At 48.9% G+C, this 26,626-nt stretch carries 21 protein-coding genes; all 21 read right to left on the reverse strand.

Features of this window, described 5'->3' with window-relative positions:
- Nucleotides 1-22 precede the first annotated feature (22 nt).
- The 21 genes from VMUT_RS05160 to VMUT_RS05260 all read right to left on the reverse strand — a co-directional run bounded on the left by VMUT_RS05160 (nucleotide 23) and on the right by VMUT_RS05260 (nucleotide 26,611).
- Nucleotides 23-523: a hypothetical protein gene (locus tag VMUT_RS05160; RefSeq protein WP_013604365.1), complete on the reverse strand. Its 501-nt coding sequence runs from the start codon at nucleotides 521-523 to the stop codon at nucleotides 23-25.
- Entirely contained in the window at nucleotides 505-1,779 is a 1,275-nt protein-coding gene (locus VMUT_RS05165; RefSeq protein WP_048056883.1) for an ATP-binding protein, read from the reverse strand. The genes VMUT_RS05160 and VMUT_RS05165 overlap by 19 nt, the downstream gene beginning before the upstream one ends.
- A complete protein-coding gene (locus tag VMUT_RS05170) occupies nucleotides 1,727-2,620 on the reverse strand; it encodes a hypothetical protein (protein WP_048056884.1) in 894 nt (297 codons plus the stop codon). The genes VMUT_RS05165 and VMUT_RS05170 overlap by 53 nt, the downstream gene beginning before the upstream one ends.
- Nucleotides 2,621-2,640: 20 nt before the next feature.
- Entirely contained in the window at nucleotides 2,641-6,936 is a 4,296-nt protein-coding gene (locus VMUT_RS05175; RefSeq protein ID WP_013604368.1) for a magnesium transporter CorA family protein, read from the reverse strand.
- A gap of 72 nt (nucleotides 6,937-7,008) precedes the next feature.
- Complete coding sequence (locus tag VMUT_RS05180) at nucleotides 7,009-8,307, reverse strand: hypothetical protein (protein WP_148224670.1); 1,299 nt, start codon at nucleotides 8,305-8,307, stop codon at nucleotides 7,009-7,011.
- Entirely contained in the window at nucleotides 8,307-11,291 is a 2,985-nt protein-coding gene (locus tag VMUT_RS05185; RefSeq protein WP_052298508.1) for a hypothetical protein, read from the reverse strand. The genes VMUT_RS05180 and VMUT_RS05185 overlap by 1 nt, the downstream gene beginning before the upstream one ends.
- A gap of 91 nt (nucleotides 11,292-11,382) precedes the next feature.
- On the reverse strand, nucleotides 11,383-12,471 hold the full coding sequence (locus VMUT_RS05190) for a hypothetical protein (protein WP_013604369.1): 1,089 nt from the start codon (nucleotides 12,469-12,471) through the stop codon (nucleotides 11,383-11,385).
- Between the two features lie 232 nt (nucleotides 12,472-12,703).
- Entirely contained in the window at nucleotides 12,704-14,794 is a 2,091-nt protein-coding gene (locus VMUT_RS05195) for a helicase HerA domain-containing protein (protein WP_148224818.1), read from the reverse strand.
- 21 nt (nucleotides 14,795-14,815) lie between these two features.
- Nucleotides 14,816-15,316, reverse strand: a complete 501-nt coding sequence (locus VMUT_RS05200) for a hypothetical protein (protein ID WP_013604371.1) — start codon at nucleotides 15,314-15,316, stop codon at nucleotides 14,816-14,818.
- Nucleotides 15,313-15,678 (reverse strand): hypothetical protein, encoded by a 366-nt coding sequence (locus tag VMUT_RS05205; RefSeq protein ID WP_013604372.1) that lies wholly within the window; start codon nucleotides 15,676-15,678, stop codon nucleotides 15,313-15,315. Before VMUT_RS05205 ends, VMUT_RS05200 begins: the two co-directional genes overlap by 4 nt.
- Nucleotides 15,679-15,799: 121 nt before the next feature.
- Nucleotides 15,800-17,428, reverse strand: coding sequence for a hypothetical protein (locus VMUT_RS05210; RefSeq protein ID WP_048056887.1), 1,629 nt, complete (start codon nucleotides 17,426-17,428; stop codon nucleotides 15,800-15,802).
- Between the two features lie 74 nt (nucleotides 17,429-17,502).
- The gene (locus VMUT_RS05215) at nucleotides 17,503-18,321 is read right to left on the reverse strand and encodes a ParA family protein (protein ID WP_013604374.1); all 819 of its coding nucleotides are present in this window, start codon (nucleotides 18,319-18,321) and stop codon (nucleotides 17,503-17,505) included.
- Entirely contained in the window at nucleotides 18,321-19,892 is a 1,572-nt protein-coding gene (locus VMUT_RS05220) for a type II/IV secretion system ATPase subunit (protein WP_013604375.1), read from the reverse strand. The genes VMUT_RS05215 and VMUT_RS05220 overlap by 1 nt, the downstream gene beginning before the upstream one ends.
- A 5-nt stretch (nucleotides 19,893-19,897) precedes the next feature.
- Nucleotides 19,898-20,965 (reverse strand): hypothetical protein, encoded by a 1,068-nt coding sequence (locus VMUT_RS05225; RefSeq protein ID WP_013604376.1) that lies wholly within the window; start codon nucleotides 20,963-20,965, stop codon nucleotides 19,898-19,900.
- Between the two features lie 179 nt (nucleotides 20,966-21,144).
- The gene (locus tag VMUT_RS05230; protein WP_013604377.1) at nucleotides 21,145-21,579 is read right to left on the reverse strand and encodes a hypothetical protein; all 435 of its coding nucleotides are present in this window, start codon (nucleotides 21,577-21,579) and stop codon (nucleotides 21,145-21,147) included.
- A 39-nt stretch (nucleotides 21,580-21,618) separates the two neighbouring features.
- Nucleotides 21,619-22,407, reverse strand: coding sequence for a hypothetical protein (locus VMUT_RS05235; RefSeq protein WP_013604378.1), 789 nt, complete (start codon nucleotides 22,405-22,407; stop codon nucleotides 21,619-21,621).
- A 31-nt stretch (nucleotides 22,408-22,438) separates the two neighbouring features.
- Nucleotides 22,439-22,735, reverse strand: a complete 297-nt coding sequence (locus VMUT_RS05240; protein ID WP_013604379.1) for a hypothetical protein — start codon at nucleotides 22,733-22,735, stop codon at nucleotides 22,439-22,441.
- Between the two features lie 38 nt (nucleotides 22,736-22,773).
- Nucleotides 22,774-23,184, reverse strand: coding sequence for a hypothetical protein (locus VMUT_RS05245; protein WP_013604380.1), 411 nt, complete (start codon nucleotides 23,182-23,184; stop codon nucleotides 22,774-22,776).
- A 21-nt stretch (nucleotides 23,185-23,205) separates the two neighbouring features.
- Nucleotides 23,206-24,087 (reverse strand): hypothetical protein, encoded by an 882-nt coding sequence (locus VMUT_RS05250; protein WP_013604381.1) that lies wholly within the window; start codon nucleotides 24,085-24,087, stop codon nucleotides 23,206-23,208.
- Nucleotides 24,088-24,095: 8 nt separating this feature from the next.
- The gene (locus VMUT_RS05255) at nucleotides 24,096-25,604 is read right to left on the reverse strand and encodes a hypothetical protein (protein WP_013604382.1); all 1,509 of its coding nucleotides are present in this window, start codon (nucleotides 25,602-25,604) and stop codon (nucleotides 24,096-24,098) included.
- A gap of 233 nt (nucleotides 25,605-25,837) precedes the next feature.
- Nucleotides 25,838-26,611, reverse strand: a complete 774-nt coding sequence (locus tag VMUT_RS05260) for a hypothetical protein (protein WP_013604383.1) — start codon at nucleotides 26,609-26,611, stop codon at nucleotides 25,838-25,840.
- Nucleotides 26,612-26,626 lie beyond the last annotated feature (15 nt).

A 26,626-nucleotide genomic window follows, 5' to 3' on the forward strand; every position in this document is an offset into this window, starting at 1 on the left:
AGTTAAAAGGTGGGTTTGACTGTTAGGCCAGCCTTACCCTGCATGGTAATGATCCTCTGTGTCTTTTGGCTAGGTTCTTGTCGGCGTTATAGCCTGACTCCATGAGTATTTTGTGTACTGTGTATGACGTCTTCCTCGAGTTTAGGTGTATGTTATTGCTCAGCACTACATGCTTGACACCGTGCAGGTAGGCGATGTTCCTAAGCAAGCCCTCATCATTAAACGCCCTAAATGGGACCTCCCTCGGATCCGCATTAACAACCCTAAGGCTGAGCCTCGGTATGCCATACCTGCCCAGGAAGTATGTGGCCACGTCCAGGTACTCAGAGGGGTACGCGGTGTGCAGTGCAATGTCCCGCCCAACAGCCTTAGCCAAATCCTTAATGCTTGCCCTGACCAGCTTTAGGTCCTTGACTGCAACATCGCAGTCGCCAATCTCGACAGTCACCGCGCCAATTATTGCCACTTCGCCAAATATCAATTCCCTAGGCTCGATATAAAACGTTAGGGCCTCCCAATGCATTCCCAGACACCCTCGAGGAGCTGCCTATACTTCGGGCACTCAAACCCATAATCAGACACCACCCTCAAGGGCACATTAAATGCCTCTGCACATCTCCTCAGTGTCGTTGTGTTCTGCCTCGGGCTCATTTCCGGATTAACCTCGACCCTCAGCTCTAGATGCGGCGTCTTCTCCGGCATTGTTTCCAGCATCTGCCTGCTCGTTATGTGTAGGTGCATCACTGCCGTGAGTGGGCTTCCCCAGTGTGGTGGCATTATTGAGGTGGGGCTCTTGCCCTGGTCGTAGAACTCGTTCCTACCGAAGTAAGCCCTAAAACCACGCTCCCTAAACACCACATTCTCGGCGCTGTAGTACATAATGGGGAATTCGATGAATAGTTTGTTCATGCTTATGAACTCCCTCGGTATGTCGAACGGGCTTTGGGTGATAAGCACGAAGTACCTGCCGAAGTTCCTACCAACCCTCACCGAAGTCGTTAATGTACTTTCACCAAGCCTGAAGTATAGGTGGGCCTCGTCGACGACGAGGATAACGTTCCTGACCTGCATTGAGTTCAGTACCGCCAGGAATGACAGTACATAGAACCACCTCTGAATCGGCGAGAACCAACTAAGGTCAATGCCAACGGATTTACCCCTCAACTCGCCATTGATTAATCGATTAATGATTGGGTGCGTTTTACCGAACAACCAGTGGTTGAAGTAGGAGAGCCTCCTAACAAGGCCCCTGGCCGAGTTCACCTCATCCTCCCTAGCCAAGGCACCGCTCTTAACCGCCTCCTCAAGGTGCCTTATGATTCCGCTAATCGACGCCTCACCGTCTTGGCCAACTAATTCATTGTATGCCCTCATGAACATGTACTCCATGGCGGGGGTCATTGCATAAGGCAATCTGGGAAACCTCATTGTTAGGACCTCCTCAATGACATCCAAAGCATCGAGGTCGCTTAAGTAATCAAGGGGGTTTAGTGGGTATGGTGCGTGGTAGTCTGTGAAGCCCTCGTACGACCCAGCGACGTCGAAGACAATGACAGTGTAGTCGCACGGTATGCTCATTAGGGCATTCTTGACAAGCGTAGTCTTCCCAGTCCCAATGCTCCCAAAGACGAGGGCGTGGGTTTCGTCTAGGGTCATGAAGTGGAACAAGTGCCCAGCCGGCTCGTTGATCAAGTCCCTAATCGAGGGCCTACAGGGATCTGCCTGGCTAGCCTGATTCGTTACTTGACCCACCGCCTCTACCCTCCTCACCCAGGGCATCACTGCTAACGCCCAAACGCCTTATAAGGCGTAGTGCCTTCACAGTAGCCCTAACAGTCATGTCACTCGGGTTGTAGGTTATGTAGCCCATGCCCAGCGCCCTCAGGACAGCCAACTGACCAGCAATGTCACTCAATGCCTTCAGTGTAGCCACACCGCCTAGGTCCCTAACGAGGACCTCAATGGCATCAACAACATCATCACTTAACTTCACCTCACTCGGCTCGGCAATGCCGAAGGCCCTAATTGGGACCTCAACAAACCTCCTACTCGAGCCAATGACCTCCACCCTGCTGTTGAATTCCGTCGTCTCCCTAAGCTCATCAACCCTCGGGAGCCTGACCAACCTCCTAACGACCTCGTCAAACACGAAGACCCTGTTAATGTCGAAGACGCTAGTGTGTATTGCGATTTCAACGCCTAAGGACTTCAGCTGGGCCAATGCATCAGTGAGCCTAGGCCATAAATCACTGTAGAACTCGGCGTTTACCCTAAGTGATGATGCCAACGCCAAGCCAACAACCGTGCTCACAGGCTCGATTGTTGGTATTGGTGCCGAGTACAAAGCCTTCCTAAGGTCATCGATGCTGTACCCATTAGTGAACTCCACCGATGCTGGCAATGCGTATTGGCAGTCCTCAAAGACCTCACTAAGCATCGCCAAGTGGGTGGTGTCACAGTTAATACCCAACTCATGAAACACCCTATTGATCAATGCCCTAGACAGGGCGTTTAACCTGGCATTGGGCACGCCACTTAGTGCCTCAACACCACCAAGCCTAAAGGTTATGCCAGTGTTGATCCCCTGGTAGTCGAGCCTACCAATAATAAGCCTAAGCATTAATAATAACAAATTAATTATTAATTAGGCTGGCTCGGCTTGCCTACGTAACTCCTCAAGCCCTCGATGATTGAGTCCACAACAGCCAAGGCATCGAGTAGGTTAGAGGCCCTGTACCCATCAACCAAGCCCTCGAAACCACCGCCCAACCCATCAAGGGCCTCCCTAATCGACCTCGCCGAGCGCCTCAGTAGTTGTGTCCTTATGTCAATGGGCTCACTGCTCGTTAGGGCACCCAACGCATTATTAACCGCACTCAACAACCTCTCGTGAAGCATCAACCTCCTCCTCAACCCACCAACCTCCCTACCCAACCCATCGGTCTCACCAACCCTGCCATTGCCAATCGCATCGCCCAACCTAGCCTCTAACCCCCTAAGCTCATCCCTCAACTCCTCAATGAGGCTTGCCAAGTAGCTCCTCAGGTTGCTCAGTACCGCGCCTACCTCCTCAACCGTGTAGCCCCTGATTTGGCTCAGTAACTCGATCGTCAACTCCGGAGGCATGTACCTAACCAACAACTCCCTGAGCCTATCATCATCTATTGACCTAACGCCTATGAAATCGCCAGGCCTTGCATCCCTCGCCGACCTCAGCACAGCCCTCCACAGGTCCCTATGGAACTCCCTAAACACGTCTACATCGGGCTTGGCCGACGAGGCCTTCACCAGCAGGTCCCTAGCCCTCCTCTCGACCTCCCCTTCGTTAACCACCCCATCCTCGACCAAAGCCCTCAAAGCCCTAAGCAAAGCCCTTAGCTCGCTAGGCTTGATGCCTAGCCTACCGTACAACTCACTGTAGGACTGCCAATCAATGGCCTTATTGAGGTCAACACCGAGGCTGTTGAGGAGCTCGAGTAAGGCAACCATTGGTTGCCTACGGATTGAGTCCGAGTAATCAATTAGGTTAATTAACGAGGACCTAGAGCCACCGCTCAACCTCTCGACAACGCCCTCCCTAGCCGTAGTGGCCAGGTGGAGCTTAATTGCCGAATCAACGAGTAGGTCGTCCCTGGCTATCTCGGCTATCCTCGGGAAGACCTCACTAAACAACCTACCCTCACCCAACGCCTCAAAGCCACCCCTGAGCAGCCTGCCGTACTCCCTCATGAATGCCCTGTACTCCCTGACGCCCCTCAACCGCTCCCTAGCCCAATCACCGTATCTTACGGCCCTTAAGAACTCACCAACGGCTGTGGGCAAGGCCTCCTTAGTGGCCAACTCCCTAGCCCTGGCCTCAAGAGCCTCCCTATACCTCGCCCTAACAAACGGCTCCAACGCCTTGGTCAACTCCCTAACGCTCAACCTATTAATCAGCATCAAATCCTCGTTACTGACCCCTGAGCTGATTGCCTTGCCCACCCTCTCGCTGTGTTTAACCCACCAGTTGTTGATTACCTCAACAGCCCTCGCATTATCCATGAAGGCGTTGATTAACGGTCTCAACGCTTCGTGGCTCAGTACAACGCTGCCCCTCAAGTCATGAAGCACATCGGTGATGTGCTTAATCCCAACCCTAGCGGAATCCCTAACACGCCCATCACCGAGGTACCTAGGCATCAAAGCATTGACCCTAGCACTCAAGGCGTTGTTGAGTAGCTCCTTGGCTTTTTCATAATCAACACCCATCAACTGACTAAGCTCAACAAGCCTATGGAGCTCACCCCCAACCAAGGCCTTGATGACTTCTTTAGCCTCACCGAGCCTCCTCATACTAACCAAGGCCCTTCTGTGGAGTTCCCTAACGTAGGGAGCCATTGATGCGGCAACAATTTTCGCCGAAGCCCTACTCGTCCTCTCAACCCCAAACCTCCCAATCAGTTGTCTAGCCAAGGCCCTAACGCTGTCGCTGGCGGCAGCACCACTAATTAATGCCAACGGCGTGTTTAGGACAGCTTCAACACCATGAACGGCGTCCTCAACCCCCACCCTCCTAACCAATGACTTAGTCAACAGGTGGGTCGGCAAGTCAGTCCTGGGGTTACCGCCATAATGCGCGTAAGCCCTCCTATCGAGCTCAACGCCACCCCTAAACCTCAGACCAGCCACCTCATGAAGCCTACCCCTCTCGCCCATGCCCCTAACCCTAGGGTACTCCCTAAGGAACCAAGCCGTGTATGCACCGGCCATGGCCATCCTAGCCAAGCCCCTTCTGCCAGACTCCCTATGAACAGCAGCCCCACTCCTAAAGCGTGCCTCGAGGTCCTCGAGGAGTGATGAGTACGGGTGTGCCGCGTATCGGCTAAGCCTGGCAATGGCTGGGTTGTTGAGCCTAGACCTAAAGGCCATCCTAACCAGGGCGGACGCCCTTGAGTAGCTGTGGTGCAGGGCCATGAGCGGCTTAGCGATTTTGCCGAGCCTCCCATGCCTGTGAATGCCCGACGCAACACCCTCCCTAAATCCCCTAAGTCTAGAGCCCACTGAGGACCTAGCCCTCCTAATGAGCCTACCGAGAACCCTCCTAACACCAGCCACCTGCAGGTAGAGAATGAGGCTTAGGTCCATGACCACGTTACCCAGCACAGCCCACGCTGGGCCTAGCATAGTTGGGAATCCAACAAGCCAAAGCCCGGCGTCAAGCAGGCCGAATATGGCCACGCTCTCTGCAAGCCACCTGGGGACGAAGTAGCCAATGTCCATGAGCAAGCCGTTGATTTGAGCCCAACCACTGAGCAACCCACCACTACCAACAACAATGGAGTTTATGACCCACGATGTTGATGGAGACAAGCCAATGGGTGCGTAGGCAAACCACGGATTGTTAATATTGCCGATAATGACTATTGAGCCGCTGACCGGCACAGTCCTGTTCAGCCAATTGGTGCATGTTATTGCTGCTTCCTTCTGAGCATAGCCCCATGGGTATGGATTCGGCAATGATAGGCTTAGGCTCCTACCAAGGCCAGTGATGCCCCTACCAATGGCAATCTCCTCATTGAGCTTGTCAATTAAGGCTTTAATCGCATTCTCCTCAACCTCGATACTTACTTCCCTGTACAGGCTGCTCGGGCTTACTGCGTACTGGCACCTCGTCGAGTTACCAACATTAGTTGGCACGTTGATCATGGCATTACCCGCGAAGAACCAGAGCATTGCCTCAGCAGTGCCTGGTTGGCAGACTTTATGCACCATGTGGGTCTTTGGTGACGTCACATTGATGCAGTGCATTGGTGGTACATCGATCGTGAAGTTTATTGTTACTGTATTGTTGGAGTAGTTAACCGAGTACTGGTTTGGTGTATCGAGCCACTCCCAGGCTCCAGTGTAGACTGCTGAGCCGTTGATTGTGGCTGTAACCACGTTGAATGGTGGGCCTCCAAAATCAATGACCTCTGCATAGGTCGAATTACTGTTTAGGTAATGCCATGAATCGCATGGTTCGTAGGCGCTCTCATTACCTATGTAGGTGAGTAATAGGCAGTTGTACGTTGGGTCAATGCCCAACCATAGGAATGTTACGTTGCTAATCCTTGGAACCCCAAGGGCGTTTATCAGCGTTACTGACTGCGTGAATGCCGTGAATTGAGTGACCGGGTACTCAGTGGGCATTGTTGACTTACCCACTACCGTGTAGTTCACCCCGTAAAGCAAGCCACTGGCTAGGTATGGGTATGGGCTGCTTAGGACTAAGAAGCCCCTGACAGTGGCGTTAGGGGCGTTATGGGTCAGCCAGCTCATGAACGCCACAGTCTCATTCATCAATTGGAGCCTTGCTGCCACCATTGCGTCCCTAGCCGCAATCGTTGTTATGAAGAGTATTGTGAGAGTAAGCACGAAGAGGGCGACTCCAGAAGCCCTAGTCCTACCCATGACCATTAAGGGCACGGCAACGGCAATGATCATTGGCGCCACCGCATAGCTGAACCAAGCCAAATAGGCAATCGTGTGCAGTACAGCCGTCATTACCTGGGCAATGTGCATAACGGCGAGGATCAAGTCAGCGATTGGGTCTATGAACCAACCCACGGACTCAACAACAGTAAGGTACTGAAGCGGCACTGTGACCAGCCCAAAGGTCGAGAGTAGGGCGATGACATTCAAAACAGTCATGCCAGAAGCCCAGGCAAGACCGGCATAGGCGACTGAGTAGTAAACGACCGACCAATCACGAACTAAACCCTCGACCTCCCTATAGAGCATTAAGTAGGTAGGTGAGCCGGGTGGGATAATCCCGAGGATTGACGGTAGGAAGTAGGCGAGGACAAGGGCTGTACCCGCGAGGACAAACCTCCTAACATCCAAACCACCCCTAACCAACCCATAGATTATTGCTACCAAACCCTCAATAAGCAACGCATAACCCAACAAACCAAGCATCTAACGGTTTGGCTCCATGGTTAATAAGGGCTCTCTATACTTACCTGGAAAGTGGGCTTGCAGATGGTCTATTTATTTTTGTGGTGTCTGTTCATAATAGTCGACATATAGGTAAAATAGCTTGGCAATGACCAGTTTAATCCCATCATTATTACTCTTCGTAATAGCCTCACGGAGCTTACTAAAAAGGCTCCTGGAGATCGGATCCTCCGTCAATACATACTCACCAGTCAATGCTATGACTTCAGCAGCTCTCATATCTCCACGTATTAAGGCGTTTAAGGCGAGGACAAAAAGCACATGTCCTTCCTGTGCCAAGAAGGCTTGGACGGCAGCCTTAGGATTAATAATATCAATGTTCTCTTCAAGGTATTCTATGAGATCCAACTCTCTCCCAAACAATGTTTTGAAACTCTTATCCCTAATCCTATCTAATTTATTTTTATAATCTTCTTTAATTATGTTGATTAATTTATTAAAAGCGTCCTTATCGCCATCAGCAGCCATACATGCCAGGCGGCACTCCTCAACCCTAACCTTGATTGATTCACAATCCTTATTGCAATCAACCTGTAGACCCAAGACCTTCTTCAATGCAGGCTCGTATTCTGGATTTAACCACTTGTTTCTTAGCACGTTAAGTATTTCTTCTCCGGTGTACTTTATGTCATCACCAACCTGCGGCAGTAGGAATTTGAGCATCAACCTAACCACGACATTACTTTCATTTACCCGATTAATATACCTCCTAACCCCCTCAACATCATTAATTATGCCAAGCCCTACTAAGTACCTAGGAAGTAATTTGTTCCATAATTCACGTATACGGTCAAGGTCTTTCTCGTAGCTCCTCACAATACTTTTTAATTCGTCCATATCCTTAACGTTAACTACGATGAAATCTATGACTGGCATCTTCGCATCGCCAGCGTCAATGCTTTTATTACAAATCTCCTCAACACGGTTTATTACGTCTTTCATGTCTTGTATGTACTCATTAATACACTGGTAAATCGCCGATTTAAATTTAAGCAACTCAGAGTATGCACGGACCTTAACTAAGTCCTTCAGCACAGTATCATTGAGATTACTATCGATTGCCTGTATTAATTCATGAATTAACTCACAGCTGATCCTACTTCTATTCATAATCACCTTAGATAAAACGTCTATCCATGCATCGAGAAATGCTTTAACCATGTCATCATTAAGCTTGAGTAAATCACGCCTATCTAGTACGTACTTAATTATTTCATTGATTATATTCACCAGGTTATCACTGCTTAAGTACTTGTACTCTATCACGTATCTAATTGCACGTACAATACTACGGTATTGCTCAGGGCCTATTTTAATTGTCTCATCAGCCATTAAAGCCACCCCCTACCTCTCGCGCTCTCCTGAGCATATATAACCAGCATGCCGAGCCCAATTACGTAAAGGCCCTCAATGAAGCGTATTACACCCGCAATCTCCTTTATTTCCTCCCAACTAAACATATCCCTATGCCTTACTAACTCATTAAGTTTTCCCGCTAAATCTACGTCTTCCACACTCATCTTATTTAGTATTTCGGTCGTACTTCCACGCCTATTCTCGAGTAATGCCTCAAGGATTGGGTTATTATGCCGCATCAGCAGTAGCTTCTTGCTCATTAGCGGCACCTCAAAACCTATCTCGCCACCGGATTGCACGGACTCACTTATTAGTAGTTTTAAGGCATCGCAGCCTTCAATGACCTGCCTAGGATTATCAAGGAGGTTTTTCGAAAGCTTCACGTATTGTAATATACGGTTGTAATCCTCAGTACTTAAAGATGATTCTAAAGATAAGCCAACACTCCTTAACTCATCGATTATGAAATTGATTTGATAATCAATTAATACCGCGCTGAGCGTTAAGACCATGACGTCCCAACAATCTTGATTAATACTTAAAAATTCGCTCCTCAGATTATTGCCGTACTTCTCGATAATGTAATCAATGGCGTGCTCCTCATCGCTGTTAATCTTAGTATTAATCTTGCCATAGCTTCTCCACAGATTTAACGCATTACGCAGATACTCAGTACCCTCGATCTCCTCACCCCTCACTGCCTTCGTAATCCTCGTCAGTATATCCTCAATCAAATCTTCGTGCCTGAGAGCCAGCCAGTTGGCTAACTCATCGCTCAATCCTACTTCATATGACCAATCGACCAGCCTCTTAATGAGGTAAGGCGTGGCTATGTACTGGCCAGGGCTTAATCCAGGCTTAAACGCCTCCCTAATCGCGAGGACCTCCGCAAGCGCCTTAATCCTGTCCGGTATCGGCTCACCCCTCTCATTGAATATGCCCAGGTAATGATTGATCCAGTTAACGATGAATGCCAAGGCATCACCGTGGGCCTTATTAACCATTCCCCTAACATCCTCAACCCTACACCCATTCCTCCTAAGCCACTCACCGATTAGCCTAGCGATGAGCGTGTAGCCCTCATTGAATTTCGAGACCTCGCTCACCAACACACTTAATTCACCCTCATCGATGTTGCAGTTCGAGTATTCCCTGATTATTGATTTCAAGAACTCCTCATCCCTCAAATCAACGTCAATCCTGAATCTCTCTATGACTGCCTTGGCGTCCTCTCTCAATTCCGCACTCAATTCACGGTATAAATCACTCGGTAACACGATGATTAATGATGCATTGAGTTCATTTAGTACGTTTATTAATTTAGCCAACTGCTCCACAGTCCTCGTAATGGCACGCCTAATCTCGGTTCTAACCTCAGGGGATGTGTATACCTCTGGCGGTGATGGGTCGTAGAGTATTAACAACCTGCCGAATACATTAGCGAAGTCCCTGGAGTACCTCCTCAGGAAGTTCTTGAGGATAAGCCTAGCGTTTGGATCAGTGAGCTCCTCAACCCTAATAACACCGTAGTAGTCACCCTCCCTGAGCAAGCCCCAAATAGTGTATATTTCCAGTGTTGATTTACCAACACCCCTAGGCCCAATGAGTACTGCATGCCCCTCCTTTAGCCTACCCACCAGCTGCCCTAGGTACCCACCGAACCTCCCGGCCTTGACAATATTAACCTCAGCCCTACCATAGGCCTCGGAGACTATGCCGAGGTCATCACCGACCAACCTAACGTTTGGGTTTAGCAAGCCATCAGCCACATCATTTAATCCATAAATCCTAGGTCCCTTGACCTGATCCTTAATTAAATCGACTTCCCTCCCTAACTCCTCAACCCTCTTCTCTAACTCCTCTAACTTAACCCGTACATCCTCGATTAGTTGTCTCAGTTGTTCCTCCTTGAGCCCGGTTAGTTGGTTTATTGCGTCCTCGGCCTCCCTCGGCGTCATGCCTACTTGGATCGCCACCTTCGAAGCTATTAACCTCCTCAGTGATGGGTGTAGGGCTTGCCAGATATTCCCCAGCTCGATTAGCTCCGACGGGCTCCTCCTCTCGTGCCCCTTCGTCAATTGGTATATGAGGGTTGACGCCACGGCAACAACTACGGAGGACAGCACAATCGATGCGAGGCCACTAAGCACGGCATTCACCAAGTACTTCAAGCCGTTATCCCCGAATTTATTGATGAAGTTTATGAAGCCGCGGGCCACCAATCCCTCGGGCTCGAAATCCCTCTCGCCAACGAGCAACTTAACGGCCTCGTAATAGGCATCGGCCTGCCGCTTAACGTACTCCTCAGCCTCCCCCCGACCTCTCCCTGGGTCTCTTAGGATGTCAACAACATCCTTAACAAGGCCTGGCGGTATGTAATTAACACCAAGCCACTTGATACCCCTACTGAAGTAATTCTTAATGAGCCCAACGACCTCCCTAACGTCACCGCTTAGACTATATTTTTCGTCAACGTCCCAGGGAATACTGTAGGGAATTAATAAACCATGGTTTACCTTCAACTTTATTAATTGACGTATCAATTGTCTAGGAACTCTATTAATACTACTGAAGTATTTACGCAATAGTTCAAGCTCGACATCGCTAAAGCCGTGCTCCTTAAGCTCACTAATAGCGGCATCAATAGGCTTAGTCTCCATGAACGCCTTAACCCTTGGGAATACATCGACCAGGAAATTAACAAGCCTATCGACAGCACTAGCCTTAATTTCTTTCGTTACGCCCTCAACAACCTCATACTCCCCGCAGGCGCTGACTGGCTTAAGGTTCTCAAAACCTATTATGGTCTCGAGAGCATTACCAATGTAGCTCTTAATCAGGAAGCACTTACCTGAGACTGGTGGGCCAAGTACGGCGTTTACACTTGCTTTAACTCCACTAATCCTACCAATATAATCACTATTAAATGGGTTAAATAAGTCATTAGCAGTAAAGCCCATTTAAACATGACATGATTCTTGCTTTATATAGTTTTCAGCCCGTAGAATACCTAGAAATTGATTAAGGCTTAACCTAAAACATCTCAACTACTTAGACCAACGCTTTAGCCAATGCTAGGTTGTATTCCGTGCTGTTTATTGTTATGATCACGTAAATATTAAATTCACCACTACACGGGACCTCATAAACCAAAGCCCTGATGCGATATGCATGGTCTCTTATTTTTTGTTCGTACTTTTCGAATTGTTCGGATACCCTTACATTATTTAAATGTAGCTTAACCATGTACGCCATAGTAAACTTACCATCACTGACCTTAATAGGTCCATCTGATTTGTTTATAATAGTGTTAATGAAGCACTTAACTATGGTAACACCGAGGCAGTCCAGCACAAGGGATTCTGAGAAATTATCGCCTTCATATTCACATTGCTTGGATTTACATGCATTGATTACCTGCTCATGATTAAATCCTAATGCATTTAGTAACTTCTTGATTCGCTCACCCTCCATTAATAGAATAGTTCCCAGCCCCAACTTCCTAACTAAATCATGGATTAAGTCAATACATGCCCTCTTACTCGCACTTTTAATTGAATTCTCATCATACTCAATCACTAATCCTATCATTGGATGGTTCCTTTGCTTCGTTTCACCTGACCTAATTATCATTGGCGTCAGAAGGATTGCGAATATCATGAGTATGTATACGGCTTTTTTCCTAATCTTCATTCTCTCAGCAATTCCCCTATACATTAAAGACCTATTCAGGATGTTTGTTAACATTGATTGAGCCACACCACCCGCTATTTCAATCTCCAATCTCTCGCCTTTAGACATCTCATTAATAATCATTATAATACTAAATATTGCCGACACTATGAAGACAGCCAGTACAGCAGTTACGTAATTAAACAGTTGTGGATAAGACATACTTATTAATAGTATTGGAAGTGATAAAATCAATATGTATGGTATATAAATACTTAATGCAAAAATCATAATATTTATGATCTTTTTCATTAAATTATTACCAAAAAGCTCTTTAACTATCTCATCGATCACGCGTTGTATGACTTCCTTCACGTCCACCGTATTCATGTTCAACAGCTCACTAAAGGCCTTACTAATGAGCTCATAATCAACTCGCCCAACCTCAGTAACCAACCTATAATGCATACATGCTAACGTAATAGCAGCAGCAAATAAAATTATAATAATAATTATATTAAAGTAATAATGATAATAATGATATAGAGAATAAGCTATGAAGTACGCTAATGAAAGCTGAAATAATGTGACTAGTATCTCGGTTCTACGTTCACTAACAATCGAGGATAACAACCCGTAAATTATACTCAGGTTCTTAGGCATTCAATGAATTAATGAATTACAACATTAAAAAATTAAGCTATATTATAAAAGACTTTATGCTTGGTTCTAGTTCTATTGTTCCTAGTCTCTTTATTGGTCCTGTTATGACTAGGGCTTTTGTTGTTTGTCCTGCCATGTGTGGTGGTAGTGCCGTGGTTAGCCACTTTATGTCCTCACTCGTTAGTTGCAATGCCTGGCTTATCGATGCTACGTATGCGTCGTTGCCGCCCAAGGCAATGATCAGTGGTATGTTCTGGAGCACGTCACTGCTTATCCCAGTGAGTGTCTGTGTTATGAACACCGTGCCCAGCCCAAACTTCCTAAGCCCACGAATCATCAACTCAGCCAGTGGCGAGTTCAATAAGTAATAAGCCTCGTCAATGACAAGCAACTGCTGGAGCTGCTCACCAATGCCTTTACTCATCACGTGGCTGTACACGTGGTCAGCAACCGTACCCATCAAGAAAGCCATCACGTCCGGAGAAGCCCTAACGGAGCCGAGGAGCAGTGCCTTGTTGTTCAATAATTCCTCCACTGGAACTATCTCCGCGTCCTTCAGGTGGCTCATCAACCTATCCAGTGCCAACGCCACCGAGTCGTCATCAGTGGCTGTCCTTAGGTATTCCATAGACTTAAAGAAGTCCCTGTAGAGGCCGTTTGAGTAGATAACCTTTAGGTCCGGTAGCAACGCCCTACCGTCTATGCCCAGTATTGAGAACTCCGTAATTAATCTATGCATTCTTTCAACATCAGTCAAGCCGTCCAATTCGAATATGTTTATGAACCTCCTGGTCACGTCTATCGGCTCAATGCCCGGTATCCTTAGGTACTCGCCGTGTGGATCTAGGATCAAAGCCTTAATCCCGGAGTTCATTAGCCTGTACAGCATTGTGCTTATTGTCCACGTCTTACCCATGCCCGTAGGCCCAACAATCAGCATGTGGCCGGAGGGCAGGGCATCGAGGTCAATGATTAGTTCATTGCCCTCCCTATCCCTACCAAGCCTAACCCTAGCCCTTGATCCCTCGCTGATTAGCCTACCACCGTGGAATACTGGGACTATTGCAACGTCGTGGCTAAGCTCATCGATTGTGGGCAAAGACCACAGGTGTGTTTGGCTCCTTGATGGCTTCATCACCATGCTTGTGTCAGGTATTGACTTGTCGCTTGCTATCATGACCCTCAAGGGCTCCTCGGCATTCTGAGTTATCCTATCAAGGACAACACGCCACCTACTCACAGCCGACAATGCCCTACCCCTCTCCTGAACCACAAACCTCTCGTACTCCCTAGCCACCTTTGCCGATGTGACGGCCCTGAACTCGGGATTTCCTGAGATTATTAGGGCGTAGTTTCTCAAGTAGTTGGCCATCGCCGAAGCAATGGCCCTAATGTCCTCATCACTCGGCATTGTGAATATTTTATTCGAGGTGACGAGCCTCTTGTTCAAAATGCCCAGTCGGCCGCCCCTAATTACTGAGTATTTGCCCAGGGCCTTGGCCATCAATGCTGCCAGTACCGCAATGACCGTTACTCCGTAGAGCCAGAAGAATATGTATGAGGCTAGGAAGAGTATCGCCACCGCGATGATCAGCCTCGGCTTTCCTGGCCTCGTTGGGAACCCGACGAGCCTCCTCAACTCATCACCGCCTAAGGGCTTAAGCACGAAGTACTGCCTTAGTAGGCTCTCCCTGGCGGTGAGCCACGCATTGAATTCACCCAGCTCACCCTCGCCCTTTACAACCCTACTTAGCCTTACGTACCTATCATCGCCGAGCCTAATGAAGGCTACCGCCTCATCAACACCCAAACCCAACCTCCTAACCAACTCATCAAACAAACCAACGTACTGGCTACCGGTTAATCGGCTAATATCGAATATGGGCTCGGCTTTATAGAAAACATGCATTACGTTATTCTTAGCATCAAACACGTAGTCACCGCCAAGGACAAGCCTAGGGGCTAGGTTTGGGTATACCAGGCTTAGGAGTGACTCTATGAGCCACTCCCTGAGGTCTTTATAGGCCAGTGCTGGGATTAGGAGTAGGATCAGTGGGTTGTAGGCAATGCCCATTATAACAATCCCAACAAGGACAATGGCGTAGATCCTCGAATCAATTCTGGGCATCATTTTGATTGAATCAACGCCTTAAAAGGCGTGGCGAATAAACCTAGGAAGCCAGGAAAGCCTACTCCTTGCCTGGTTAACCCTATACTCGCCGTTAATGACCGCCCTAAGCTCCTCCGGGCTTACCTTAATACCCTGCGAATTGAGTATGGTCATTAACTCATTAATGTCCACCCTACCAGTCTCTAGGTACTCCCTAACGGAGAGCTCATTGCAGTGGATCAAGTCGCATTGGGAGAGCAGTATCAACGCCACCTCGATACTCAGTCCACGAGCCAACACCTCGCTGAGCAATTCATTGATTGACTCCGGGGTGAAGTAGTTAACAAGCCTAGCCAACACCCGTTGGCAGTAGGGCCTAAGCGAATCAACGCACCTCGAGGACCACGAATTAATGAATTTCATTAATTCCCTACCATTGCTCTTCACCGGCCTCGCCTTGATTTCTCTGAGCCTTAGCCTGCCCAGTTCCTTCACCTCACGCTCCAAGCCGTTTAAGCCCTTGTTACCGAAAATCCTCATCTCAATTCACCACAGCCCCTTAGCCCAAGCCACCTCCTAAACGCCTCGGCATAGGCCTTACCAACACGCTCCTCGATCAGCTTAACCCAATCCTCGGGCTTCACGCCCCTCAGAGGTTCATCACTACCTAACAGCCTAACCGCTATTATAGACCTCTCAATACTAGACAACCTATCAATCTCAGCCAAAACACCCTCAAGAATCGCCTGGCCAGGCATTGGAAAAGGCAAAGGCTGGCCCTGAGGGCTTTGCGGAGGCACCGGCAAAGAATCAACAACGGGCTTAGGATCAGCCTGATTAGCTGATTGACCATCCCTATTCAATAAATTCCTAAGGAAGTTACTCACTGGGTTTTGACTCATCAATGGAGTTTAGTGATTGATTTAAAAGGGGGAATTGTAGTGATTAGAATCGACTATTTCAGGGTCAAGAGTATGACAATGGGCATTTTATTTTTAATAGACATGATTTCTTCGTCGTGCGTTATGAACCGCACGTGTTTGATGATGTGCCTGATATGTATTGCCCACTACTGCCCGGCACGTTAAAGCTTGCGTTACTTAAACTTACACTGTTTGTGCTTGTAGCCGTTAGTGTAACGAGCCAGTACGCATCAGCCCATATGCATAGGGGTATTGGTGGCCATGGAGTGATTGTCTCGGGCTTGAGCGATACCTCGGCGTAAAACGGTAGGAAGAAGCTTATTTGAGCTGAGGATGAAGGCGTTGAATAACCAGGTATACTCACGAAGGCCGGATAACCAGGTAAACCGGTAGAAAAGCCGTAAATGTACGTAGCCGGCGTATCTGAACCAACACACCCAGTACCTGGTGTGAAGATCCATGTGAAGTTATACGCGTAATTCCCTGGATATGGCGTTGTACCATACGTATTATCAACACCGACGCACACGTTTGGATACGTTATTGAGACGCTCGGCGGCAGGCTTATTGTGAATGAAGGGGAAGTTGGCGTGGGTTGTATTATGTTTGTTCCTGAGTTAGCGTAAAAGGAGTTGACTGGGTAATCAATGGGTACGTATGGATTAAGGCCATACGCGAACTCGGTATAGCTTGAGTATAAGTCGTAACCAGCAATCTCCTGATAAACATACGCCCACACGTAACCAGACTGGGATAGAGAGTATGCAACCATCCCGTAGGCTATTGACGCTATTCTGGCTGGTGAATATGCAGTGGAGACTTGGTCATAGATTAGTAGGCATGAGTCGTAATAAAACTCATCGCCGAGACTATCCGTATAGGCCGGAATACCCCAAGTCGGGTTATTACCAGTCACTAGACTACCGCCCCATATGAATATGAAACCACTTGGTACTCCATACTCATAATAAGCCCAGCATGGGTTTGTATTCTCAAGGCTTACGTCATCGCCACTATATGATTGAGGTAAAATGGCTAGGCCACTACCTAATTCATGCCAAGTAACTACCGCCATGGTAATATTATCAACATATATGGGCCTGATTATGAGGTATCTACCGTGTCCGGGCTTTACGAATGCCATTATAGCGGTCATATTACTGCTAATGGGCATGATAAAGGCGGGCACAGGATAATACTTCTCCGAACCAAAGGCAATGGTAATATTAAACTCCCTTGCCCATGAGTAGGTTAGTACGAATTCCATTGTCACCAACTCGCTCCTGCTTCCGTAGAGGATTATTAAGTCACCATGCTTAAATAATGTACCCAGTAAGCCAATCACAGGGCTTGCTAGGTTAACCTCGGACTTACTGCTTGAGCCGTTAATCACAATGCTGGGACCAAGAACAGACCAGTCAATAACGATTATGCTGTTGTTTGGTAGGTTTGGTAGTTGGTTGATTGTTGCTGGCTTGATTAGTGATTGGTTTATGCCGGCGTTGATGAGTTTCTGAACAAGCGTTGTTGGTCCGACTACGTAGATTGGTATGTTTATGCTTGCTGGTGCTGGTGTGTTGACTGTTACTGGGCCTTCCTGACCGTTAACATTGGTCACCCTCACCGAGAGCTTATTAACAACGTGAAGAACAAAAACGAGACCTAGAACAACAGCAATAATTGAGACAGTCGCAACCAACCACCTACGTGAGGTAGATTGCATGGACATCAAGAGTTATTAATTTACAGGACTTTTTTACTTCACCTACTCATAAAAGGTGAATCGAGCAGGGTTGAAGATGCCTAGGCTGTGCCTATCGAACCCGTCAACAACGCCTTTACCTGCCTTGTTAGGGTGTTGGTGATTGCCTCGATTGCCCTCTTGAAGCTTGCCAGTGAGCCTTTTGGTTCGAATAGGATTGCCGGCTTCATTGCTGCTATTAAGTATTGGGCTATTGGGCTCATTGGGACTGTGAACACATCCCCATTGTGTGCGAAACCCCTAACCCTAGCCTCAACACCATCCAACCCAGGCAACGCCTTGTTAAGGACAACATTGACGATCTTCCTATACCTCAACTGCGTTATCATTGGCTGTATGTACGTGTCGTCTATTTCCCTGAGCACGTACTCTGAGTAATTCGCGTGGTCGAGGATGACGTTAATTATCTGCGATGTGACCAACGCCGGTATCAGGATTGGTGTTGGGGCGTTGGCTGGTAGGTCGATAATGATGAACTGCGAACCCGTACTCATCACCAATGAGTTGATTAGGTAGACCCACCTGTTGAAGGACTCGTTGACGCTAATCGCCAGTTGGTAAGACCTTATGTTACCTGGCGGAACAACGAAGACCGTTGGTAAGTAGGTAGACCTACTAACCAGTTGGTTAGCGTCGTTTATTGAGCCAATGAGGAAGTCCAGTGCGCCAGCCCTCTCCGGCACAACGCCCAGTGTCCTACTGGCTGTCTGTGAGGAGTCAATGCCCAAATCAATGAGTAGCACGTTTGATTTTAGGGCTTGGGACATGGTTATGGCCAGGTTAGCCGCCAACGTGCTCTTCCCAGTACCACCCTTCGAACCACTGAAGAATGCAGCCGCAACAAACCTAGGCCTAAGCATCAACCACCACCAGGGCTTTCCTTAAAAGGCTGTCCAAGCTCCGTGTCAAGCCTCAGGACCTCCTCAGGCAGTGGGAGTGGCCTAACCTCGTTACCAACAACCTCAGTACTCACCTCCGTAGTGATGTCGATTGCCTTAAGCACAGCCTCAGGCTGCTTGTAGAATACGTAGAGCAGGTTGGCCAACTGCTCGTGATTCAAATCGGCACTGACAGCCTTGGTTAGGAAGGCTATTCTCGATTCCAACTGCCTACTCACGTAGTCGGGGCCGTAGTCCCTAACCAGGGCGTTGATGTATGGTTCCGTGTTATGGATCTTCCTAACAAACCTCCTCACAACCACCTCGTAAACATTAGTCCCCGCGTTATACCTAACCTCCCTCGCCATCCCAACCTCAACAACCACGGAAAGCCTCAGTAGGCCCTCGGCTTCGAGGCCCAGGTTAGCCAACCTAACCTTCGCAGCCTCAAGGTCCTCAGCGTGGAATGTCGTCAATGCTCCGTGGCCCAGCGTCACGGCCTCTGCCAATGCGGAGAACTCATCCCTAGACCTAGCCTCGTTTAGGACTATGACATCAACACCACTCCTAAGCGCCTGCCTAACGAGCTCAGCCTTATCAATACCCCTAACACCACGCGCATAAGCCACCCTCTCGAGCATTGGCTTGACGACCTGGTGGTGCGGTAAGAATAATTCTGCAACGTCCATGATCAACGCCATGGACTTAGTAACCAACATATAGGCAATGGCATTCTGGAGGCTGGTCTTGCCAGACCCCATGGGACCAATTATGAGTATTGGGACCCTGTGGTCAGCAAGCAACCAAAGCCTTGCCGTGTCCTCAACACCAATCATACCACGCCTAATCAGGTCAGGCAGTGTCCATGGCCTCCTCGGCAGTACCCTTATCGAGATTGAGCCAGGGCTCACTGGCTCGCTCTCTATTGATATCCTAACACCGAACTCCGGATCCACAACACTGGCCACTGGGTTATAACTCGTTATTGCTGTCCTGGTCCTCTGGGCAACCCTACGAATTACGTAGTCGACAAAGCCATTGAAGTCGAAGAACACGGTCTTAATCACCCTCTTCCCCCTCCTAACCTCAAACGGCTCCCAACCAATGACAACCTGGACCCTACCGAGTATTGAGTGCTCCATGTAGATTCCACCAAGCCCGAACCTAGTGCCTGCCTTGTTTATGTACACGTCAGTCACATCATCCATTAGGAGCACCGGAGTCAGTGCCCCGTAGTAATTGAACCACCTGTTGAACACCCTAACACCCAAATCAACGTTTTCCTTAGCTGGCTTTACACCAACCTCCCTAAGGCCCTTAGCCACTGCCCTCTCGAGCCTCATGCCCGAGCTGAACCAATCAACGATCTTCTCAAGCGGCATTGCTACTACCCACTCTGGCAAATCATCAATCACGTAGGCCACGTAGTCATGGACGCCGTACTGACTAGCCTGTATCAGGTGGACCTCAATGTCAGTCCTTATCCCGCTGAACTCCACCGTGTAGCTCTTCACGAGCCCTTGGCTCAGTACCTTGGGCCTTGAGACGTGCATTTTGATCACCAAATCAGTGGTATCAGTGGCATTAGGAGTATTGGCAATAGGCTTATGCCCAAGCCAATACTGTGCATTGACTCTCCGACCAGTATCGACGTGGCTACCGCCATTGGTATCAGGGCTTGGGTGATTAACTGAGGGTTCAGTGTTATTGGCACTCCAGTTATGGCCATTGCGTGTATGCCGGTCAGTACGTATGCCGTGAACAGCATGAATACGTAGCCCACAGCCGTGAAAGGCCCATAAATGAGGCCAACCCTCACCGAGTCCCTGACGAAGTCGATCAGTGAGTTAACAACGATGATGACCCTCTCCACGAATTCTCTGTCGCCAGCACCGTAGGCGTAATCCCAAAGCGGCCTAAGCTCCTTCTCAATAATGGTTAATGGCTTCGGCGGCTGTGGGTTGCCCAGGGTGAGTAGTTCTCCGAACGAGTTCAAAACCCTCTGGGGCATCCCTAGGTAGTTTTTCACGAACCCAATGAACTGCGGTATGTAGGCAATTGCGAAGGCGGTGCATGAGCCCATGATTATTGCGAAGACAAGTCTCGAGCCAACGAGGCCCATTAGGTAGTGGCCGATGAGGTACGCCGTTGAGCCACCAATCAAGCCGGCAATGGTTGGTTTAACGTAGTCGTACCTAACGAGCTCAACCTGGTAGTAATGAATGAATGGGACTAATGCAATGCCTATGAGCGAGATCATCGGCGGTGAGCCCAGGATTGTTAGGAATGAGGCCACGCCAATCATTATCGCCACAACAATCACCGTGGTCAAGGCCTCCCTAGACCAATCAAGCCACCTCCTGAGCAGGGCCTCGTACTTGTTAACCAATGCTAGGAAGGTGATTGATGGGTCACTACCGGCAATGAAGTAGGAGCTCGCTATGGAAACAAGCTCACGCCTATAGCCCCTGGGCAGTGCCAAGACATTATTGAGCGCCCTGAATACCGTGGCTATTTTCAACCAAGCCCCACTCAGCCTAGCACTCTCATTGATGGCAGGCTCAACCCCATCCACCGGCGACCTAACTATAAACACTAAGTCGGCGACCAAGTCCCTAACATCCATCAGAGGGAGCCAATCAATGGGCTTAAAAGGGGGCTCACCATGGGAGGGTGTTCGCACGGTGCTGAAGGCCGGTAAAAGCACGTGGGTACCACGATTCTATTCTTAACAGGAAATCATTAAACAATGGTGAGGGTGTGCGTTGTTTTTGATTTTAAAGAATTAATTGGTTTTAGTGGTTTTTACGAAACCGTGGCTGTGTATGTGCCTGAGCTCGTTATGACAGCCACACCCGTCACCTCATCAACGCCTGGGCTGCAACTGCTGTAGACTATTGTGAGTGTCTGGCCTGGCTTTAGGGTTATTGGCAACCCACCGCCCAATTGCTCACCGTCCAGGTAGTAGGTGGCTGAGGTGCAGCTTGCCTGGCTAGTCCCCGCGTACAGTATTACGTTCTCAATACTTAAGCTCCCAACGCCGGCATCCTTGATGTTCACGAACAAGTTACCACTCAATGTGGTGGCTGTTATCATTGGTGCGTTGGCTGTGTTTAGCGACCTATTTACGCCGCCGTATACGAGGTACATTATGACCAGGGCCATGACTATCCCAACAAGAGTCACTATCAACCAAAGCACACTGAACTCACCAGCCCTGGCCCTACTCCCCGAACCCATCAACAGTGCCTATTGGCTGGTTTATAAGGGTGGTTTTCCTCACCAGTAGCCCTGTGTGTATGTGCATTTGATGTGTATTGTTAGGTCTGTGCTTGGCGATGCAATCAGCATGTATGTGAAGGACCAGGTGCCGCTGTATGGACTTGTGTCCTTGGAAATGAGTATTGGCTGGGCGCTCGGGATTACCTCAAGGCCACAACTCATCTGCGGTACTGAGTAGGAGTATGTGATCTCGATGAGTAGTGGCCCGTATGTGAACACGTCCCTGGCATCACTCATGCCCCAGCCACCCACTGCGCAGTAACCACTGTTCGATAGGTCAATGCTTAATGAACCACTCACGCCCTTGTTATTACCGATGCCGACCCAATTGACCGAGCCACTGGCCCAGCAGTCAACGATAAGCGTGATGTTGACCCACCCGGAGTCAGGCGGGGCATCAACAACCAAAGACCAACCACTCGCCTTAGCTATTATGCATACTGTTGGCTTTATTGCGGAGCAGACCATCACCACACTGGGTAACTTACTGGCTTGGTAGAACCATGCCTGGTTGTGGTGGAGGGCCTTGGATTCGACGTTTATGTGACTACCATCACTGAAGAATATTGCCTTAACAAAGAATGGCTCGTGCCCCGTGTTTATCACAGCCATGTAGTAGCCGCCCTTATAGGGGACGACATCGACGACGGGCCAAAGGTAATTAGCCAATACCTGGTTTTGGACGTATAGGTAGTAGCCGTAGAGCAGTCCGCCAATGACGGCAGCGGCGATTGCCATGGCTATTGCGAAGCCCATTGCCCCAGTGAATAACTCGTCAATGCTCATCAAGTGATTTGACCCCTAACTTAAAAGGCGTTTATTGGCCTGTGGTTGTTGTGTTCATTGTCGATGGGCATGAGTAGTAGGTCAGGTTGTAATAGCCGTTGCTGGTTGTATAGACTAGGCAGTAACCGTCTAGGGTTGGCTCATTTATGCCCATTGAGGAGTTTATTGGTGATGGCGGCCTGTAAACACCCACCTCACCGGCCCAGTGGTTTTTGTCGATTATTGACCTGGCCAGCGGCATGCTTATGGCTATGAACGTGATTACTGCGATTATTGTTAAAGCCATAACCACGGCTGTAGCCACCGAGGATATGCCCCTGGAATTCATTAACCATTTTGATAGGCTTTGTTTTTAAGGGTGCCTCATTAAGCGTTTATGTGCATTGCCAATTTGGCGTAGTTGAGTAGGTTCGTGAACATCGCCTCCAGGACCTGCCAGGCGGCTGTTGAGGCGACCTGGGCTGGGTTCGCTTGGCCGGAGAGCATTGCGGCTATTAGGAAGATTAGGTATATCGAGAGCCAGGTTCCGAAGGCACCGCCGATCAGGCGCTTATGGTGCCCAAAGACCTCACTCAACGCCCCGCTTCTGCCGAAGCTCGTTGGGTGTATTACGTACTCATAGAGGTTGTAGAGAATTGCGCCTATACCCACAAGGAATGCTAAGCCGCCAATCGTTAGTAATATGTTGAAGGCTGGGCCAACAACGCTGTTCATAACCTCATTTATGACCTCCGTAGCGTTTACAGAGGCCTGAAGCACTATGTGCATGCCCAGCATCAATCCACCGCCTCACTTGCTTTATAAGGGTAGTACATCAACAATGGTCTCATCAAACACCCTGTACAGGCCGTAGCTCGCTGCCAGAGCCATTGCTAGGGCTATGTCCACAGCCACATCGAAGGTCTGCATTTCTAGGGCTTGTTCATAGCCCTGGTTAATGATTAGTTGAAGCACGCCACCTAGGTACTCAACGCTCGGCTGACCTCTGGGCAATAAAGCCCCTAATTGGCTCAGTGGTTTGGTTAGTGATGCCACCGTGTATGCACTCAATAGCGGGCCCACAATACTCACTATGACCAGTAGCGCGGTTATGAATGTGCCTATCGGCCTAGTCTGCCTAACGATTACCAAGCCAACGCCCAGGGGCAGTAGCCAATAGGCGTTGTGGGCGATCAGGTTCAACGCATATATGAGGCCGAGGTTGATTATTGTGTACGTTACCATGGTCTGCAGGTACCACGTCGACTGCTGGAGGTAGAGCCCGAAGGGCGATGTCACGGGTATGGCGGACAAGCCGAGGACCGTCCCCCAAAACGCCGAGTAGTACCCGGTCACGTTGTTGAAGTAACTAAGGGCGGTCAAGTAGCCCCACCTGAGCATGGACTGAGCATTGTTGATCTGCGGTAGGTAGTTTGCCAGGCTGGTGGCATTGCCTATCGGTATCGAGGAGGCTATTGCGTGGGTTATTGCCGGCACAATACTCGAGGCAATGAGCATCGAGTAAAGTGCGCCAAACATTATGGAGCCAATCACCACGTCAACCACCTCGTCAAGCCCCTCCCTCCTAACGTCAGGCGTGGGCCCATGCAGGTACTTAACGAAGCCATGAACAAGAACGGCGGTGGCCAGGGCGCTGAAGAGGCCGATACCGAGGAATGGGGATGGTAATTGCACACCCATCAAACGCCTTAATGCCGCCTATTATTAAGGCGGTTTAGGAACTCACTAATGGCATCCGCAGTTGGGTACTGACTGCAGTCGATTGTCTTAACACTATCCCTAATCGCATCTCTAACCTCTCTGGGTATTTTGTTGTAGGTATTGATTATGAATTCATTCATAAGCTCGCAAATATCCCTTAAATCCCTCGAAGCAGTGGCCCTCAGTAGTTCATTGATGAGCTTTATGGTTGACTTATCAACCTCGTAAGCCTTAACAATGCCTAGTAAGGTGTTCATTAACTCCACGTCGTTGTGATTCCTCTTCAGGGCATTAAGGAGCTCCTTAATCAACCTGCAGGTATTGTCGTTACAGTCAACCTCAAACTTAAGCTTAAACGACCTATCGCTAGCATCAATATTGAGCACCGCACCCTCACCCATCGAATTCCCACTATTATCCATAGCCCTAGCAAACCCCTCAGACTTTATCGTTAATGCCACATTAGAATTGGAGGGACTAACCATTGAATCCTTAATCACCAGCCCATTATTGCCCAGCGTGGATTTCGACCCGAGCGCCTCCTCACGCCACTTAACTAACTCGAGCATGGCACCGTGGACGTCACCCCCATTAATGAGCTTTCTAAGTCTCATTATGAGTGACGTGGCATCACCAGCTCTACCCCTCCCAACCAACTCCTTAACGATCCTCTTAAGCTCATAAAGTCCATCGCGACCCAACAACCTCAAGTCTTCAATATCCCCCTTATCAAGGTCCAGGGTCTTTGCGATCTGTATTATTGCGAGCTTAATCGATATCCCAACATCCCCAGCCTCACTGAGTGACCTTAGGACGTCAACTGGACCCTTAATGTTTGTGATCAACATCTTAAGCTCGTTAATGAATTTCTCATCGCTCACAGCATCGACGATGTAGTTGTAAATCATCCTCTCGCTAAGTCTCACGACCTCCGCTACCTCGAGGGCGAGCTTCATCAAGTCCTCACGCCCCTCAAGTCTCTTGATGAACTCCTCAGCCACAGCCCTACCCTGCCTCGCAACCTCCATCACCCTATACACTAGGTAACTCCTCACAAATGTGGATTTAATATCTACGTACTTCCTACCCTCATATACAATGCACAGTAATGAGGCTATGGCTTGGGCCAGGTAGAGCCTATCGCCGAAGTCCCCCAGATCCCACACCTCGACCTGAACCCTCTCGAGCACGTCACCCCTACCCTCACTGAGCATTGTTAGGGCGGTCTCGAAGACGCACGTTGGCGCCAGTATTATTGGGATGCTGGAGACCCTACCGACTAGGGCTGGTCTCAGTAACGTGCCTCCACGCCTAGCTAAGTCAATTAAGTGGCGCTCTGTGGTTGCCCTCTCCTCACTCCCATGCGTACATGGGCAGGGATGGTCCTTAAGCACCACGTACTGCCTAACTAAGTCGGAGAGCTTGATCATGCCCTTACTCACAACCCTCAGCCCCAAGTCATTAACAACCTCAGCAGTAGCAACGCCTCTAACCATTTAAAAGGAGTGGTCAACTGGGTTTAAAAGGCTACCTTCTCCGCCGTAGGTTTCATGAACATTTTGCAGTATTTCGCGGTTCACGGCTTCAATAATCTTTGGATTATTTTTCACGGGACTTTACAAATGTCCACGTGGGCACGGTAGCGATCTACGATGAAACGGAATACTCAGGTTTCATCGTGACTATTCCGTAACTGTTCTAGGATCTCCATGATTAATAAGTAAAATGATTATGGACCCTTACTCATTAATTCCATGAACCTGCTCAGTAATTCCTCCCTCCCCTCACTCCTTAGGAATTTCCTTACTGAGTCCTCACTATCACTCATGAGGAGCAGCTTCACTATGGCTAGCTCAATGAGGGTCTTAGTGTAGTAATTCTTCCTAACCGCCTTAGCCATAAGCCTAACATCCTCATAAGCCCTCATAACCTCATCAATACTTATGACCTCATCCACACCATTCAAACCCCATTCCTTGATTACCTGCCCTATGTAATGCCTCACCAACCAGTCGCGCCCAAAGACCTCACTCAACGCCTCAATTATCGGCCTCCTCTCCTCGAGATACTCATTACTGTTTACGTCCAGGACCCTATCCAATACCTTAACTAAGTCAGTGGGTCTCCCGTCCCAGGCCTTTAGGGCTTTAATCACGAAGTCCCTCACCTGATCCCTATGAACCTTAATGCCGTGGTTCTCAAGGACCTCCATGACGGTATTGACCAACTCCTCAACCTCCCTAGCCCTCTCCCTAGCCTCATCCCTTACCCCACCAACCATACTAAACCTCTTCCTTAACCAAGTGATTTTAGGGTTGGGTGAAACTTTCACACTGCTATGCATACTAGTATTACCCACCCTCGGGTCCGACCTTACCGGCCACAGCTCAGTGCCCTCGATGGGCGTGGAGTCATTGAGCACAAGACCAGTGGCTATGTCCACTAGGTAGCCCTCGTCATTGACAATGATCCTCGGCAAAGCCTCACCGGATCCCTGAACCATCTAACTCTTTCTACG

Origin of the sequence: Vulcanisaeta moutnovskia 768-28 (assembly GCF_000190315.1) — an archaeon.
Classification (GTDB): Archaea; Thermoproteota; Thermoprotei; order Thermoproteales; family Thermocladiaceae; genus Vulcanisaeta; species Vulcanisaeta moutnovskia.

Bases quoted from the DNA above. Each gene is read 5' to 3' on its own strand.
- VMUT_RS05160 (WP_013604365.1), bottom strand. From the start codon at position 523: ATGCATTGGGAGGCCCTAACGTTTTATATCGAGCCTAGGGAATTGATA.
- VMUT_RS05165 (WP_048056883.1), bottom strand. From the start codon at position 1,779: ATGCCCTGGGTGAGGAGGGTAGAGGCGGTGGGTCAAGTAACGAATCAG.
- VMUT_RS05170 (WP_048056884.1), bottom strand. From the start codon at position 2,620: ATGCTTAGGCTTATTATTGGTAGGCTCGACTACCAGGGGATCAACACT.
- VMUT_RS05175 (WP_013604368.1), bottom strand. From the start codon at position 6,936: ATGCTTGGTTTGTTGGGTTATGCGTTGCTTATTGAGGGTTTGGTAGCA.
- VMUT_RS05180 (WP_148224670.1), bottom strand. From the start codon at position 8,307: ATGGCTGATGAGACAATTAAAATAGGCCCTGAGCAATACCGTAGTATT.
- VMUT_RS05185 (WP_052298508.1), bottom strand. From the start codon at position 11,291: ATGGGCTTTACTGCTAATGACTTATTTAACCCATTTAATAGTGATTAT.
- VMUT_RS05190 (WP_013604369.1), bottom strand. From the start codon at position 12,471: ATGCATTATAGGTTGGTTACTGAGGTTGGGCGAGTTGATTATGAGCTC.
- VMUT_RS05195 (WP_148224818.1), bottom strand. From the start codon at position 14,794: ATGCCCAGAATTGATTCGAGGATCTACGCCATTGTCCTTGTTGGGATT.
- VMUT_RS05200 (WP_013604371.1), bottom strand. From the start codon at position 15,316: ATGAGGATTTTCGGTAACAAGGGCTTAAACGGCTTGGAGCGTGAGGTG.
- VMUT_RS05205 (WP_013604372.1), bottom strand. From the start codon at position 15,678: ATGAGTCAAAACCCAGTGAGTAACTTCCTTAGGAATTTATTGAATAGG.
- VMUT_RS05210 (WP_048056887.1), bottom strand. From the start codon at position 17,428: ATGTCCATGCAATCTACCTCACGTAGGTGGTTGGTTGCGACTGTCTCA.
- VMUT_RS05215 (WP_013604374.1), bottom strand. From the start codon at position 18,321: ATGCTTAGGCCTAGGTTTGTTGCGGCTGCATTCTTCAGTGGTTCGAAG.
- VMUT_RS05220 (WP_013604375.1), bottom strand. From the start codon at position 19,892: ATGCACGTCTCAAGGCCCAAGGTACTGAGCCAAGGGCTCGTGAAGAGC.
- VMUT_RS05225 (WP_013604376.1), bottom strand. From the start codon at position 20,965: ATGGATGTTAGGGACTTGGTCGCCGACTTAGTGTTTATAGTTAGGTCG.
- VMUT_RS05230 (WP_013604377.1), bottom strand. From the start codon at position 21,579: ATGGGTTCGGGGAGTAGGGCCAGGGCTGGTGAGTTCAGTGTGCTTTGG.
- VMUT_RS05235 (WP_013604378.1), bottom strand. From the start codon at position 22,407: ATGAGCATTGACGAGTTATTCACTGGGGCAATGGGCTTCGCAATAGCC.
- VMUT_RS05240 (WP_013604379.1), bottom strand. From the start codon at position 22,735: ATGAATTCCAGGGGCATATCCTCGGTGGCTACAGCCGTGGTTATGGCT.
- VMUT_RS05245 (WP_013604380.1), bottom strand. From the start codon at position 23,184: ATGCTGGGCATGCACATAGTGCTTCAGGCCTCTGTAAACGCTACGGAG.
- VMUT_RS05250 (WP_013604381.1), bottom strand. From the start codon at position 24,087: ATGGGTGTGCAATTACCATCCCCATTCCTCGGTATCGGCCTCTTCAGC.
- VMUT_RS05255 (WP_013604382.1), bottom strand. From the start codon at position 25,604: ATGGTTAGAGGCGTTGCTACTGCTGAGGTTGTTAATGACTTGGGGCTG.
- VMUT_RS05260 (WP_013604383.1), bottom strand. From the start codon at position 26,611: ATGGTTCAGGGATCCGGTGAGGCTTTGCCGAGGATCATTGTCAATGAC.